This window comes from Pelagicoccus mobilis, assembly GCF_016595505.1.
GTDB classification, from domain to species: Bacteria; Verrucomicrobiota; Verrucomicrobiia; order Opitutales; family Opitutaceae; genus Pelagicoccus; species Pelagicoccus mobilis.
The window spans coordinates 48,582-63,479 of the sequence record NZ_JAENIL010000021.1; the positions used below are offsets into that span (position 1 = coordinate 48,582).

The 14,898-nt window shown below is 50.4% G+C and carries 11 protein-coding genes; all 11 read right to left on the reverse strand.

Features of this window, described 5'->3' with window-relative positions:
* The 11 genes from JIN87_RS12520 to JIN87_RS12570 all read right to left on the reverse strand — a co-directional run bounded on the left by JIN87_RS12520 (position 1) and on the right by JIN87_RS12570 (position 14,888).
* The gene (locus JIN87_RS12520; RefSeq protein WP_200355908.1) at positions 1–1,326 is read right to left on the reverse strand and encodes a Gfo/Idh/MocA family oxidoreductase; all 1,326 of its coding nucleotides are present in this window, start codon (positions 1,324–1,326) and stop codon (positions 1–3) included.
* Between the two features lie 27 nt (positions 1,327–1,353).
* On the reverse strand, positions 1,354–2,037 hold the full coding sequence (locus JIN87_RS12525) for a 3-keto-disaccharide hydrolase (RefSeq protein WP_200355909.1): 684 nt from the start codon (positions 2,035–2,037) through the stop codon (positions 1,354–1,356).
* A 253-nt stretch (positions 2,038–2,290) separates the two neighbouring features.
* Complete coding sequence (locus tag JIN87_RS12530) at positions 2,291–3,277, reverse strand: nucleoside hydrolase-like domain-containing protein (RefSeq protein WP_200355910.1); 987 nt, start codon at positions 3,275–3,277, stop codon at positions 2,291–2,293.
* A 145-nt stretch (positions 3,278–3,422) separates the two neighbouring features.
* Positions 3,423–4,928 carry a family 43 glycosylhydrolase gene (locus JIN87_RS12535; protein WP_200355911.1) on the reverse strand — a complete coding sequence of 502 codons (1,506 nt, stop codon included), beginning with the start codon at positions 4,926–4,928 and terminating at the stop codon, positions 3,423–3,425.
* Positions 4,929–4,971: 43 nt separating this feature from the next.
* A complete protein-coding gene (locus tag JIN87_RS12540) occupies positions 4,972–6,471 on the reverse strand; it encodes a sulfatase (protein WP_200355912.1) in 1,500 nt (499 codons plus the stop codon).
* A gap of 31 nt (positions 6,472–6,502) precedes the next feature.
* Positions 6,503–8,023 carry an alpha-L-fucosidase gene (locus tag JIN87_RS12545; RefSeq protein ID WP_234033385.1) on the reverse strand — a complete coding sequence of 507 codons (1,521 nt, stop codon included), beginning with the start codon at positions 8,021–8,023 and terminating at the stop codon, positions 6,503–6,505.
* Between the two features lie 19 nt (positions 8,024–8,042).
* The gene (locus tag JIN87_RS12550) at positions 8,043–9,512 is read right to left on the reverse strand and encodes a sulfatase-like hydrolase/transferase (RefSeq protein ID WP_200355914.1); all 1,470 of its coding nucleotides are present in this window, start codon (positions 9,510–9,512) and stop codon (positions 8,043–8,045) included.
* Positions 9,513–9,528: 16 nt separating this feature from the next.
* Positions 9,529–10,662 carry a cellulase family glycosylhydrolase gene (locus JIN87_RS12555; protein WP_200355915.1) on the reverse strand — a complete coding sequence of 378 codons (1,134 nt, stop codon included), beginning with the start codon at positions 10,660–10,662 and terminating at the stop codon, positions 9,529–9,531.
* Positions 10,659–11,831 carry a family 43 glycosylhydrolase gene (locus JIN87_RS12560; RefSeq protein ID WP_200355916.1) on the reverse strand — a complete coding sequence of 391 codons (1,173 nt, stop codon included), beginning with the start codon at positions 11,829–11,831 and terminating at the stop codon, positions 10,659–10,661. Before JIN87_RS12560 ends, JIN87_RS12555 begins: the two co-directional genes overlap by 4 nt.
* A 13-nt stretch (positions 11,832–11,844) precedes the next feature.
* Positions 11,845–13,230: a sulfatase-like hydrolase/transferase gene (locus JIN87_RS12565; RefSeq protein WP_200355917.1), complete on the reverse strand. Its 1,386-nt coding sequence runs from the start codon at positions 13,228–13,230 to the stop codon at positions 11,845–11,847.
* Complete coding sequence (locus tag JIN87_RS12570) at positions 13,227–14,888, reverse strand: arylsulfatase (RefSeq protein ID WP_200355918.1); 1,662 nt, start codon at positions 14,886–14,888, stop codon at positions 13,227–13,229. Before JIN87_RS12570 ends, JIN87_RS12565 begins: the two co-directional genes overlap by 4 nt.
* Between the last annotated feature and the right edge of the window lie 10 nt (positions 14,889–14,898).

Below are 14,898 nucleotides of genomic sequence, written 5' to 3' on the forward strand. Positions count from 1 at the left end.
TTACGCAATTCCTTCAATTTCCCAACCTTCCCGGTAGGTCTTGGTTACGAGTCGATTGGCTTCCCTGTTATTCTTAAATCTCAAATTGTTCACGTCCCACTTCAGAAGCTTATTTGGAAAGTGAGTTGAGAGGGCCCCAAGCAAAACGATCTCCGTCAATGGTCCTCCATAGTCGTAGAAATCCGCTAACGGCTTCACGTTTTCGCCTTTAACAGCCGATACAAAGTCACGGAAGTGGTCGCGTGGAGGAAATTTCGGGTAACGATAGGATTCGTATTTCTTCTGAGGATACGGAACAGGAAGCTTCTTAAAGGGCACCATCAAGTGACCTTCCGTCCCCACATATATCGTTCCCTGCTCCTCCATCTGATCTCCAAACACATCGATGATCTTTTTTGGAGGCAGCGCTGCACCATCCGACCAAGTCACCTTCAAGGTTTCGCCTTCGGTCATGTCACTCCCCGGGAAAACGTATTCAACCTTTTCATTCAGCGCCCAATTGCTCGCGTTCGGCTGAGCTCCGACCGACTTTACCGTCAACGGGTAATGTGCATCCAAAGCTCTGAAAACCGGGCTAAGTATATGGCAGCCCATATCACCGAGCGTCCCGGTTCCAAAATCGAGACGCTTGCGCCACTGTCCCGGAACATAGTACTTGTCACCGATGAAGGATCGCGATTCTGCAGTTCCTAGCCATAGATCCCAATCCAGGGTCTTTGGTACGGGATCCTTTCGTTGAGGCAAAGGAGTTGGATCGCCCCACTTCTTGTGACAAAATGCATGGACTTCCTTTACCTTACCGATCACTCCATCCTGAAGCATCTGGACGGCCAAACGCTCATACATCGAAGATACGTATTGCGAGCCCATCTGGGTCACCAAACCTTCGGACTTGGCGAACTCCGACATGTAACGTGTCTCCTTCAGAGTGTGGGCGAGCGGTTTTTCACCATAAACAGGTATCCCCATTCGCATCGCTTCAATGGATACAGGGCCATGCATATGGTCTGGGGTCGCCACGCAAATAAGATCGAGCTCGTCGCCTTCCTTTTCCAAAAGCTCACGCCAGTCCTTGTAGACTCGAGCGTTGGGATACTTCTCCCGAGACTGCTGCGAACGGACATCATCGACATCCGCAATAGCAAGCAGGTTGAGCTGCCCAGTTCGCATCAATCCATTGAGATCCGCCGCACCTCTGCCACCGACTCCTACCGCTGCGAAGTTGAGTTTCTCATTCGCGGATACACCTGGCTTTGCGATTCCAAACAACGGAACCGACATCGTCGTCGCCGCGACTGTCTTGATAAATGAGCGTCTACTTCTCACGCTAATTCTACTCGCTCCGTATCCAGCCTATAACTCCCGGATCTTGATGTTCCGGTACCAAACCGGTGCTCCATGATCCTGAAGCCAGATGGTTCCCTTAATTTTACCGAAGGTATCCAGATTCTCGAATTTGCTCCGTTCGAACTCTTTAATCCACTCAGGACTTCCGACTTCGACATCGACCACTTTCACGCCATTCAACCAGTGCTGGAGGCGTTTCCCCTTAGCCACAATCTTGGCCGAATTCCACTCGCCAACCGGCTTGGTCGAGTCGTCCGTCGAACGCCCGAACAAATCGAACATACCCGCCGCTCGCGAACGATTCCAATCGCGTTTCCCCACCTGCTTCGCGTCGTCTAGAACCTGATACTCGGGACTCCAGCCCTCAGCCGAGCGATAGAAAACTCCGCTATTCCCGTCTTTAGAAATCTTCCACTCAAATACCAATTCGAAATCAATGAAGGTCTCTTTAGTCGTTAGGGATCCACATTTCTTACCTGCTGGGCGACTCACCACGCCATCTTCAAGAACCCACTCCCCTGGAGTATTCGCGGTTTGGGTCCACTGATCTAGGTTTCCGCCTTCCAAAAGATCAATCCATGGCTTTTTTGCAAAAGCAACAGGCACGGTTACCAATGCCAAAAGCATGGTGCCGAAAAACAACACATCACGCTCTTTTCTTATGGAACAAGTCGCTCGGGGGTAAAACATCAACAAACCCTTTGCCGGCTAGCTAAAAACTGGGGCAGCGAAAATGGATAAAATTTGAATATTCTCATAAACACCGAAAACAGCTCCTGTAAGGATGCCGATTGCGGCATGGCGAGACTCCATTACGATCATGAGGACAATTTGGCTAGCCCGTCTGAAGAGTCTGCTCTTTTGCAACACAACAAACCGCTGAAGTAGCACACAAAACGACATTCAAGATTCGAATACACATCCTTTGGAGCCTCGGTTTGGTTCACTTACTAGCGGCCGAAGCACGGCGTAGCAACTCGTCACGCATTTTCGGTGACCATTTATGAAAAGCTACCTCGTTTCGTTTCTCAGTTTCAGGGTCATTCGTGCCGTTGCTCTTAAGGTCACCAAGCCCGACTCCCCAATCGCCAAGCAGCACCCAGTAGGTTGCGGAATCAGAATCGTCGACCGTCTTCTTTCCCTTCAGGTATTTGCCCGTCACATACACAGTCCCTAAGGCGCTACCTTTGAATTGGTCATAGTATTCCTTCCCTCGAGGGCTCCCTTCAACAATACCGGACTGTCCAATTGCGGCACATTCATAAAACCTTACATGCCCGTTTAGAGCTTGTAGTTTTAAGTAGGCAGCAGCATCCGCATCGTTGAAAGCGTTGTGCACATGATCGGGCTTGTCCATCGTCCCGACGTGGAAATACGAACTGGTCCAGTGCGATATGAACCGCACCTTCTCGAGAAGGTCATATCGATCAGTGGACACGCAATGGTTAACAAAGACCGCCGCCTCCGTAAGCATCCCCCAACAAAGGACATTGATCAACTCATCGCTCTTTTCCACCTCCTCAAACAAGGCTTGTACTGAACCGTATTGATCAAGCGATAGGTAGGCCTTGCTCTTGTCATACTCCTCTCCGGTGGACCACAAGAATGATTCAACAAAGCGAATCGACTCTGGATAACCGCCGATATTCGCGTTCAGTTTAGGCAGGTCTTTTTCGTATGCAGCGCCGAAGTGATCCTCCGCCCATTGCTTCATGCTAATCTTCTGCTGTTCCGCATTGGCATTCGCATTCCCGCCGACAACAATTCCCAGAGTATCAAACATGTTCGCCATCAACAGGTATCCAGCAAGCGCGGACATATCGTCCGGGTCAGTGATGTATTTCCCGGGTGCCCGCTCTAGCCTTTTGTCAGCACCATCGCTCAGTATCCAAACCTTCGGCTTACCTTCACTCGCTGAAGATAGCACCATAGCGGACGTGACCCATATTAGAGCACCCATTTTCAGAACTCCCCTTAAAATGCGCTCCCTCCAACAATAGTTCAAATGGAGGGACCGGCTCCCGCCGGTCCGTAACGTTAATCGATAAGCTCTCAAACTCGTCATGTTTCCTCTCCTATAGAGCCTCATACCTAAAATTACTGAATCCGATCTCTCCCTCGCCCGTAGCGAACAATCCAATACGCACACTCAAATAGTCGCCGAGAGCATTGTGGTCAAAAGAAGCCACTCGAGCAGAGCGTTCCGTTTTCTCCCATGTATTGCCGTCTAAGCTTCTATAGAAGTTCACCGTTCCAGCTCGATTCTCCACTCGCAGAGATATCGTCTGCTGCTCGGAGAATTCTTCGATCTTCCGTAAGTGGGCTTTGTTGGAGAAATACAGCTTCGTAGGGCTCGCTCCGCATGCTGTATAAGCTCGCTCATTATAGAATAAGGTCAGTCCACCAACAGCGCCCTTCTCCAGAGTTACATCCACTTGCACTCGATAGGACTCATGCTTAGCCTGGCAGGTCACCGGATAGGACTCCCCTGGGTTCTTACCTCTAGCCTTCAAAACAAGACTACCGTTCTCCACGCGATAGCGTTCCGGATCGGCATCCTTGAAAAACTGCCACTGGAAGCCCAATTCATCGCCCACAAAATCGTCGGAAAGCGGAAACACGATTCGCTTTGAATTTGGCAACGGACGTTTCATCGGACCGTCGACTGTAGTCTCTCCTGGCACCTTAAACCATCCATCATCTGTCCATTCGAGCGGTTGCATCAAGACATGGCGACCTCGTTGGGAGAACCCGTTTTTGTATCCATGAAAAACAACCCACCATTGGCCGTCCTTGTCTTCGAAAGGCGTGCCATGCCCAGTAGACCACCATTGTTCGGATTCATGCTGAGTCCTGATGATTGGATTGTAAGGTGAATTCTCCCAAGGACCGATTGGTGATTTTGAGCGTGCGGAAACAACCATATGCCCCGTTGCTGGGCCAGCCGTTCCACCCTGAGCTGTTGTCAGGTAGTAATACTCCCCTCGTTTCATTAGCTTTGGCGCTTCCAAACATTTTCCTTCCGCCACCCATTCTCGAGGAAACTCCCAACCGTCGTATCCATGTTTCATTTCACCGGCCACCGACAATCCGTCATCAGCAAGCTGGATATAGTGACCGTGATTCATATGTAGCCACCGCGTTCCGTCCTCACCCACGACATGCCCCGGATCGATTCGGCCGATTTTCAGGTCAATCGGATCACTCCATGGACCTTCGATAGAGTCCGCCCAAATCACCCAATTGGTCTTATTCGCAGGAAAATAGATGTAATATCGTCCGTTGTGTTTGATCAAATCCGGCGCCCATATGGATCCTATGTTCTCGGTGACCGCATAGGTTACTGGAGTCCAATTGACCAAATCGCTGGAGCGCCAAATAGGTAATGACGGATAGTAGTGGCATGTGGTGAATACCATGTAATACTCATCGCCGTCCAACAAGATGCTCGGATCCGGATAATCGCCAGTGAAAATCGGGTTCTGAAACATCCCCTTCTCCTGCGGAGGATTGATTTGATACTGTGCAAGCAGTGCACCCGGAAGCAGGAAACCAAACAAGATCCACTTAAGCTTATTCATATCTACACTCTAAGGTTGCGACTCTTCCCCTCCTCTACTTCTGTCAGCGGGCTGCATTCTTTCCCTTCAACGGTGCCTTGGCTTCTGGATGCTTCGCCAAAATCGCTCTCATTTTCTCGAGCACCTCTGGGTGAGTCATTGCGATGTTCTTCGTTTCAAAGGCATCCGCTTTGTAATCATAGAGTTCATACTCGGCTTTGCTTTCCGGTGCTCCGGCCTCTTTCCACTGTACCATACGGTAACGCTCAGTCCGGATCGCTCGACCGACGATGTCTTTGCGATTGAATGAATGGTAAGCGTGGTTGCGGATCGATTTCCTAGGGTTCTCCAGCACTGGCACGAGGCTAGCTCCATCAAGTCCTTGCGGGACCTCGGGAGCCGGCAAACCGGCGAGTTCTGTCAAGGTTGGGTAGATATCGACCGTCTCGGCGAAGGCTTTCGTGCTTGTCCCCGGATTAGCGATTCCTGGAGCAACGAAGATCAGCGGGATGCGGTTATCCTGCTCGTAGTTTGTATGTTTCGTCCAACTACCATGGTCGCCAAAGTGCCAACCATGATCCCCCCAAAGCGCGATAACTGTATCATCGCCCATTCCCAGACGATCGAGTTCGTCGATCACCCGTCCGACCTGCGCATCCATATAACTTAGCGAAGCGAAGTACGCATGCATCAGCGTGCGGGCTAATTCCTCGTCTTGGCCTACACCTTCGGATGGCACCGGAAAATAGTTGGCGACTTCGCCACCTGCGTTTTTGCCAGCATATTCAGGTGCACCGTCAGGCAAGGCATGCCGTTCAGTTAGTTTAAAACCGCTCGGGTCATAAAAATCCCAATACTTCGTAGGCGCATTGCAAGGAAGGTGTGGCTTGGTGAAGCCTAGAGCGAGAAAGAAGGGTTCGCCGCTCTTCTTAAATTTTTGCAGACGCTTAATTCCCTCTAAAGCGATTCGCCCATCGGCATAGGCATCGTCATCTACATCCGCCTTTTCCCACGCTGCACCTCGAGGTAAACTCCTAACTTCGTTCAGTCGTTGATTCGAGAAAAAGGCCTCTTCACGCGTCAGCTGCCCACCCGTACTTTCCTCGAGGACGTAGTCGATAACCTTGTCCTTGTGAAAGGGCACACTCCACGACTCGGGATCACCATAGTTACCGTGCCCGATATGAAACACTTTGCCAATCCCTTCCGCAGTGTAACCGTGCTTCATGAAGTACTGGGTCAAAGTAACTGCTTCCGGAACAACCATTCGGAAGCCGTGACGCAATCCGTAGAGCCCCGTTGAAGTTGAGCGAAGCCCAACCATCAGGTTGTTACGCGAAGGGGCACAAACCGCTTGGTTGCAATAAGCCCGATCGAAACGGATACCACGCTCCGCCAATCTATCGAGATTCGGTGAAACTACATGTTCTGCTCCGTAAGTTCCAAACTCAGGCTTCAAGTCGTCGACCAGGATCAAAAGCACGTTCTTTTTCGCTTCGACACTAGCAGCGAACAAAGCGATGGAGGCGACAAGAAAGGCTCCTTTTTGTAGTAATACTCTCATTACACGGAAATCAGCTTATCTCTCGAAGGACTCACGATTCGACTTCAATTTTGTACACGATCGCAGCATCTCCTTCAGCAGGCTCTAGCTTGGGCGAAGTTAGCTTCAATCCGCCGCGTACTCTCTTCCATTTAATCGTCTCTTCGGAACCGAGGACTTCGACCGATTTTACTTCGAGTTCCTTTGCTTCATCGGCAAACACTTCCAACAAGATGTTCTCCGCTGGTCCTGGCCAACCGAGCTGTATCGCATAAACCGTATCCGCCTTTCTAGTATAGCGAATATCTGCTGAATTCAGATCATAGAGACCGGCCTTTATTTTGCCGTAGTTATTCCACTCGTCCTCAGGATCGCGTTTTAGCGTTGTCGGTCCCTGTCCAAACGCCACAAAGGGGCGTGTTGAGTAAATGGCTTCACCGTACAACTGGAGCCAATCCCCGATCGCTTTCATCGAAGCCACCTGCTCTTCTGGAATGATCCCTTCAGCCATAGGAGCAGCAGACAGGATCATCACTCCGTTTTTGCTCACGACCTCCGCGAGAATCCGAATCGCTTTGCGAGGATCGATCGAACCACGCTTGTCTTTGTTGTAGGCCCAGCCGGAACCAATCTGAAAATCAGTGACCCAAACCTCAGGAGCTATATCCTCAATCGTTGCGCGTTCGAGATTCACGACTGCAACATCCGTGGGGAAATACGTACCTTTTGTATTCACAACCACATCTTTGTTCAGCTCTTGGGCCTTGTTAAAGTAGTTCGTCAAAAACTGCTTGCGATGCCCCTCGGATAAGAAACGAGGACCAAAATCCATCCAGAGATAGTCAGGACAATGTTCCTCGATCACCTCGTTCAGTTTTTCCAACCACAAATCCTGAGCCTCGTCGTAAGGCAAATTGCAATACAGCTTTTTGTACTTAGGATCTTGCGGCACTTCACAATCCTCATAAGCAACCAAAGTCTCACTTGCCGGTCGCAACCAACTCGTCTCTGGCTTTGGATAGAACATCATGTGGAATCCATGGTGAAACGTGGCCATGAACTTTATGTCACGCTTCTTCACCTCGTCAGCGATCTCTCCAACAACATCAATCCCCGGCCCCATGTCCTTGGAATTCCAAGGATTAACCTCACTTTCCCACAACGAGAATCCATCGTGATGCTCGGCAATCGTTCCAATGAATTTCGCTCCCATGTATTCAAACTGGTCGACCCAATCCTTAGCCGAAAAGGCATCGGCCTTCCACTGCGGCACGAAATCGTGATAGTGAACATCCCTACCGTAGGTCTTGGTGTGGTATTCGTAGATGTCTTGCCCCCACTTCTTCCGCCGATCGTACTCGTACATGAAGCGTCCGTACCACTCGTTCCCATTCCCGGGAACGTTGTAAACGCCCCAGTGGAAGTAGACCCCAAGTTTTGCGTCGGCAAACCATTCGGGAACCGCGTTGTGCTTCTTCAAGCTTTCCCACTCCGGTTCATACCTCTCTTCACCGTGTGACAAAGCAGTTGAGACAACTAAGCCTACGAAAACCGATAATGTTCTCATTTTCATACCAGCTAGAGTTTAGAGCTTATTTCCCATCCTTCGGGTGGATGTCCAAGACCTCTGGGGGTCTGATGTCGATGGGACGATTAAACGGATTCCGAGCGGCAGGCATTTCGTTCCGGAACGCGATGTATTTTGCGAAAATATCATCCATCACTTCCGGATTCTCATGCATCACGTTTCGGGTCTCCCCCAAGTCCTTTTCCAAATCAAATAGGTGGTGCACGTTGTCTTCGATCAAGAGCTTCCACTTCCCCATGCGAGCCGCCCCCATGCGATTAGCGTACCAAAACAGAGTCTCATGCGGTGGCTCCGAATAATAGCCCTTCATCCAAGGCAATAGATTTACCCCATCAAGATTAGTGTTTTCAGGGATCTTAACTCCTGCAGCCGCACAGAGCGTTGGATACAAATCCATAGTACTCACTGGATTCTCGATCACTGCACCTTCTAAGATACTACCTGGCCACGAAACGATGTAAGGAACTCGTATACCGCCTTCCCAAAGACTGCCCTTGTATCCATTGAGTGGAGCACATTGCCCGATCAAGTGATACGGCGTATCTTCGGGCCACCAATCCGGAATGCCGAGATGCGTCGGATTCGCAGGGCCATTATCGCTAACCACCACCACAATCGTGTTTTCGCGCAGCCCTTCCTCCTCCAAAGCGTCCAGAATTTTGCCGATATTCTCATCGATAGAAATGGCCATCGCAGCGTATAGCTGCATCACTTCCGATTCTAAATGGCTGACCATCTTCTTATGCGACTTCTTGGCATGAAACGGACTGTGCACCGCATTGAAAGGCAGATACAAGAAGAAGGGCCGATCCTTATTCGCTTGAATAAACTCTACACTCTGACGCCCACAGCGATCTGTCAGATACTCATCGCCTTCTCGCTCCGGCCCCCACAGCATCATTTCAAAACCGCCCTTTGGCTTAGGGACGCCATCCACACCCTTATAGCTGCCGTCTGGTTCCGGAAAGAAGTTGGAACCGGCAGAGGTCAATGAGTACTCGTAGTCAAAAGTCGTCTTAGGGTAGCTCGGCAGGTTGAATTTGCCTACGATAGCAGTGACGTAACCCGCCTCAGAAAACGCTTGATTGATGTACTTGTGCTCTGGAGGAACGATGCTCTCACCTTCTCGATGCTTCAGTTTTCGAATGTCATGGTTCCACTGGATACCAAAACGTTGCTGGTGGCTACCCGTCAACAACCCGTGTCGGCTCGGCGAGCACACCGGGGCTGAAACATATCCATCGGTGAACCGAATTCCTTCTCTGGCTAACCGATCGATGTTCTCCGTTCTGAACGCCGTACCGCCATAACAAGAAGGGTCCGTATACCCCATGTCGTCGATGTTTATGAGAATTACGTTAGGTCTCTCGATCGCGCCTTTTTGATCTCCCCAGACAGGTGCACAACCAAGCGTAACTACCAAGAGGACACTCGCGATCCTCCCAAAAAAATAAACAATCTGATTCGTTTTCATATTTTCCGTTCTACTTTTACCGCAATTCACGGATCGTCTGCTTAATAAATTCTACCTCAGCTTTTCTGTAGGGCGTACCGTCGCTTCGAAAGATGTCGTGAAACCACAGCGGAGGATCCTCCGGAGCAAGGGCAGGATCTCCCGTGGGGATAGGAGAGGCCTCTCCCTTAACGAGCTTTCTACTGCTCCACGGCCACTTAGTGCCCGACTTACCGTCGACAAGCCCCCAGTTCCAACAGGCAATGTTCGCCTCCTTGAAGATAGGAAGGCACAATTCAAACGTATTGCCCGTCGATCTAGCCATGTATTCAGTACACCATACAGGTCTTCCATCAGCCTCGCGGATCGCAGTTTCGACGGACTCCTTGAAGGCGTCAGGTTCCATATAGGTGTGAAAACTGTAGATGTCGCTGTTCTTAGCGTTCATCTCCCTTGCTTCCTGGAGCGAGCTTCCTTTCACGCATGCCGTCAGCGGCTGACTAGGCCTGACATCCCAAGCCCAATTCCATGTATCTCTCAACAGCTTCAAGGACTTGTTCTTTCCATGACCTGGCTCGTTATAAAGGTCCCAACCAAGCACTCGGCTATCGTCTTTAAAGCGAGTCAGAACGTTTTTAACATACCGCTCTAGTTCTTCGAGGCCCTCCTGTGAATGGGTGCCTCCTTCATAAGCTAAGTTGAAGTGGTATCCAGGACTTTGCTTCCAACCGGAGTTATGGACACCTGGAATCAGCTCTGGCTGTTTTCCATACTTAGGCTGCGCACCGTGACAGTCATCGAAGAATACAAGCAGCGTTTTGATGCCCTTGGATTCACAGATAGACAAAAATTCATCGATCCTATCGAGGAAAGCCTCCCCCTCGTGTTTATACACTAAATCATGCAAATAAACGCGCACCGTATTGAAACCGAGATCACGAGCCATGGATAACTCACGCTCAATCGTCTCACAATCCCAAGTTGATGCCTGCCACATCTCTATCTGATTAATGGCTGTACTCGGTAGGAAATTACACCCCACTAACCAAGCTTGCTCACTGTACCACTCATTCGCTTTATCAACGCTCCATTGCCGAGAAGATGAGCTTCCAAAGACCACTGTCGTGCCAAGACAAATGACACCGACTAACTTCAATACGAGATTCTTCATCTTAATCCAAAATCTTGAACTTCTTCAGGACCTGGTACCGCGTACGCAGGATCTTTTGCACGAATGTAGATATCGCCATCATCTAAAACTCTCACATCCAGAGGCACAATGGTAGTACCGCGATGATTAATCGTTTGAGCCGTTTCTATGAGATCCCGATTTTGGATACCATCAGTATCGAGTGGGGGCGTATTGGCGTTGTAGAACGCGGTACACCACCACTTTCCGTCTCGAGTCTGAAAAGGAGTTCCGTGTCCGAGGAAGCGCCCCGCAAATTTGCGTGGCCCGTACGTTCCATCGATGGAATCAGACGTACAGTAGTAGAGATTATAGCAACCTTGACGCATCAAATCAGCCGACCACGCCGTACCGAAATGAACGTACTTTTCGCCGATCTTACGAATCGTTGCTCCCTCGTGTCCAATGATTGAAATCTCTTTCCCCTTTGAGTTTACACGTGTGCCCGCTGGATCAATACGCGTAGGTTCAGCAGTGTAGTCGGTGAATGTACTATTAAGTGGAGCTACAAGCGTGTTCTCCCACAAAAGCCACCAGGTATCGCCATCCTTAAACAGAGATGGGTCATGCCGTCTGTATCCAAGATTCGCCCCCATCGGGTGGGTCCAAGGACCGGAGATGTCCGGTCCCGCACTCAAAGCAAAGTTAGCTTGCTTCGCCGGACAGTGAACCAAAGCCCAACGGTTCATCTCTGGAATCCAATGCACTTCTGGAGCCCATATGACGTTGCGAGGGTTCTCCTTATGAAAACTATCCTTCAGGGAAAACGGCGCACCGAGATACTCCCAATCGATCAAATCTTTGCTACGCCAAATGCGCACGACCTGCCCTACCGCTGACTCGTCTCCAAGACCCGGGTTGTAGGGATCAGTCTTCTCACGTGAATCACCAGGATTCATCGTAGTACCCGTCAAGTAATACATATCGTCCGGTCCCATGACTATGTACGGATCGCGAATCCAGTCATCCTTGATGAACAAGGCACGGTCATGGCTTTTTAAGCCGGCTTCGATTTCGGCGCGTGACATTACGGGACGAACAGGGGCATCCAGAACACCATCTCTCAGTAGCAGGTCCTTTGGCGGATTCGCATTGCTCGCACAAGAGAGCCCCAGAGCTACGAGAGCCAAGCATATATTCAATTTATTCATACAGTTCCATTTTTCACTCTGCGATTAACCAATCCTTCGGAGCCACAAAACCTTCCGCCCCTATTAAATATGGGGGAATTGAGTCTTCTGGCTGAAGCCGGCGGAATGTAACTAACTTGCCGAAAAGTCGTTCAGTGGTTTCCGGGTTAACAGAGGCCAAATCTTCCGATTCGTTCGGGTCGGAATCCAATTTGAACAACTCGACACGTTGCCCCTCGATTCTCCCGCTTACGATGTCCGGCCCGTTTATTACTAGTTTCCAATCTCCCGAAATAACCGAATAGCACTCTTTGTCTCGTCCTGGCTGACCATGGTAGAAATAGAGGTCTCTTTCCGGAATCGTTTCCTCTCTGCCAGATAAAACACCGCCAAGGTCAACACCGTCTAGAGACAGCTCCAATGCCCCTGTATCCACGCCAGCAAGTTCCAAAACGGTTGGGGCAATATCCGTATACACCATGCGCTGACTAAGTTTTCGACCGCCGTCCCACTTTGGATAGCGTACGCAAGCCGGAACTCGCACTCCTCCCTCATAAGTAGTGAGCTTTCCGCCATTCAATGGGGCGTTACCTCCCTTTATTGAGTGGTGAGCTCCATTGTCGCTGAAAAACCATACGATAGTATCATCTGCTTCACCCGTGTCCTCAATCGCCTCCAGGATCTGCCCTATAGCCTCGTCCATGGCTGTGATCATTGCGAAGTGGATCTGCGTGTTTTTGTGCTCGATCCCTTTGTAGTGCTCAAGGTACTTCTCCGGCACCTGGTTTGGATTATGCGGAGCATTGAAGGGAATGTAACACAAATACGGTGCCTCTCCCTTGGCAGCTTCTCGAATGAATGCAGATGCATCCTGGCCGGTTAACTCAGTTATGTATCCATCAACTTGCAACGGTTCATCGTTCCGATGCCAATCCAACTCGCCGTCACGTTCACGTGTGAAATAATCAATCGCCCCATTGTAGCAGCCCACAAAATCCGTAAATCCGCGGCTGTTTGGTTGCCACTCCCTCTTCCAGTGCCCCAAGTGCCACTTTCCAAAAATCCCCCGCCTTTCGTATCCAACTTCTGATAACGCCTCCGCCAGAGTCGTTTCGCTGGCAGGCAGACCAACCTCACGCCAAGGAGAAATCACTGCTCGAGCACGCCCGTAACGGATGGGGTACCTTCCAGTAAGCAAGCCAGCACGCGTCGGACTACACATTGGCGAAACATAGAAACGATCCAATTCGATACCCTCCGCACACAGTCGGTCGAGGTTAGGCGTCTTCATAACCTCCCGATTGTGCCAACCGACTGAATTCCAGCCCAAATCATCAGCCAGAATAATGACAACGTTTGGCTGCTCGGTCGCTTTGACAGCAGTACAGAAGCAAAGAAATGCAAAGACCAGCCGGATCACTCTTTCTTCTCCTTCTTCTTTTTAACGGGTTTGGGATAAACCCGCTCTTGATCCGCCCAATGTTCCCACTGAGCCATCATACGTTCAGCTCTTTCTGGCTCGGAAGCGACTAAGTCGTTGAGCTCCGTTCGGTCATCTGAGAGATTGTAGAGTTCCCACTGTGCTCGCTGAACCCCTTCCTGAGCCGCTACACCACGACCGACTAGCTTCCAGTTACCGTCTATGACAAAGGCATTGTTCTCATGCTCAGAAAACAACGGGCCGCTCCGCGGTATAGACTTTCCCTCGAACGCAGGCGATAGTGATACGCCTCGCAAAGGATGGATGTCATTAGAGTCATAGATTTTCGGATACTGCGTGTCGGTCAGTTCCAATATTGTCGGCACTACATCAATTACCTGAGCAGGCGCGTCATACCATTCTGACTGCGGCTGTATACCTATTGGCCAATGCACGAAAAACGGCGTCGCCGCACCACCTTCGTGCGTGTAGTGTTTGTAGAGTCGAAACGGTGTGCTGGAGACGTTGGCCCAAGCAGCACCATAGTTCATGTTGTGCTGCTGATTACGCTCTTCAGCATCCCAGATATTGAAGCGACCTAATGTTGGTCCCTCAGCACACGCCCCGTTGTCGGATAGGAACATGATAAGCGTATTGTCGAGCTGTCCGCTTTCTTCCAATACAGAAACCAACTTGCCGACATTCCAGTCTACCCGGTCGACCATAGCCGCATAAACAGCCATACGCATATCCATTTCTTTCTGCTTTTCAGCATCAAGGGAATCCCAAGCGGGCACCTTCTTGTCACGCAGCGATAACTCCCACTCTGGTTTTACCAACCCGATCTCGATCTGCCGTTGGTAACGTCGCTCACGAAGTTCATCCCACCCCATCATGTATTGGCCGACGTATTTCTCGATATCCTCTTCGTGCGCTTGGTGCGGCCAGTGGGGCGCCGTATAGGTCAGATAGAGGAAAAACGGTCGATCTTCGCCCTCTCGCTCCTCATTGATGAAACGAATCGCATAATCTGTAAACGCGTCCGTTGTGTAATAAGGTCGGTCGGTAGTGCTCACCAATTCCTCAAGCTTTTCATTGCCAAACTGAATATGCCGCGGCTCCTCCGGAAAGAAGAAGCGAGTCGCTCCTGAGATGCAGCCGTAGAACTTCTCGAAGCCCCTCTGCAATGGCCAACGATCCTGTGAGTTGTAGCCGAGATGCCATTTGCCACTCATCAAAGTAGCGTATCCCGCGGGCTTCAGGACTTCAGCAATCGTCACACAATTGCGATTAAGGAAGCCGCGATAATTTGGGTACTGCTCTCCGTAGTCATGCCAATCACCAGTCGGTGGTGGCGGATTGGTCATGTGCCCGATCCCTGTTAAATGGGGGTGAAGCCCTGTCATCAGCGACGCACGGGTTGGGCAGCAACGAGAGGCGTTATAAAAGTTGGAAAAGCGAACACCTCCTGCTGCCAATCGATCAAGGTTCGGGGTTTTGATTTCGCCCCCGTAGCAGCCGATATCGGAGAAGCCCATATCGTCGACCATGATGATCACGATGTTCGGCTTGTCATGAGCTTGTCGAATTGGACGTTCCGACGCTATTGCAGATATCGCAAGCGTTAACGAGAAAAGAACCTGAAATAGTGTTTTCACTACTTTCTTT

What these genes read in the sequence shown, in the direction of transcription:
- JIN87_RS12535 (WP_200355911.1), bottom strand. Translation starts at nt 4,928, where the DNA reads ATGAATAAGCTTAAGTGGATCTTGTTTGGTTTCCTGCTTCCGGGTGCA.
- JIN87_RS12555 (WP_200355915.1), bottom strand. Translation starts at nt 10,662, where the DNA reads ATGAAGAATCTCGTATTGAAGTTAGTCGGTGTCATTTGTCTTGGCACG.
- JIN87_RS12530 (WP_200355910.1), bottom strand. Translation starts at nt 3,277, where the DNA reads ATGGTGCTATCTTCAGCGAGTGAAGGTAAGCCGAAGGTTTGGATACTG.
- JIN87_RS12525 (WP_200355909.1), bottom strand. Translation starts at nt 2,037, where the DNA reads ATGTTTTACCCCCGAGCGACTTGTTCCATAAGAAAAGAGCGTGATGTG.
- JIN87_RS12550 (WP_200355914.1), bottom strand. Translation starts at nt 9,512, where the DNA reads ATGAAAACGAATCAGATTGTTTATTTTTTTGGGAGGATCGCGAGTGTC.
- JIN87_RS12560 (WP_200355916.1), bottom strand. Translation starts at nt 11,831, where the DNA reads ATGAATAAATTGAATATATGCTTGGCTCTCGTAGCTCTGGGGCTCTCT.
- JIN87_RS12545 (WP_234033385.1), bottom strand. Translation starts at nt 8,023, where the DNA reads ATGAAAATGAGAACATTATCGGTTTTCGTAGGCTTAGTTGTCTCAACT.
- JIN87_RS12540 (WP_200355912.1), bottom strand. Translation starts at nt 6,471, where the DNA reads ATGAGAGTATTACTACAAAAAGGAGCCTTTCTTGTCGCCTCCATCGCT.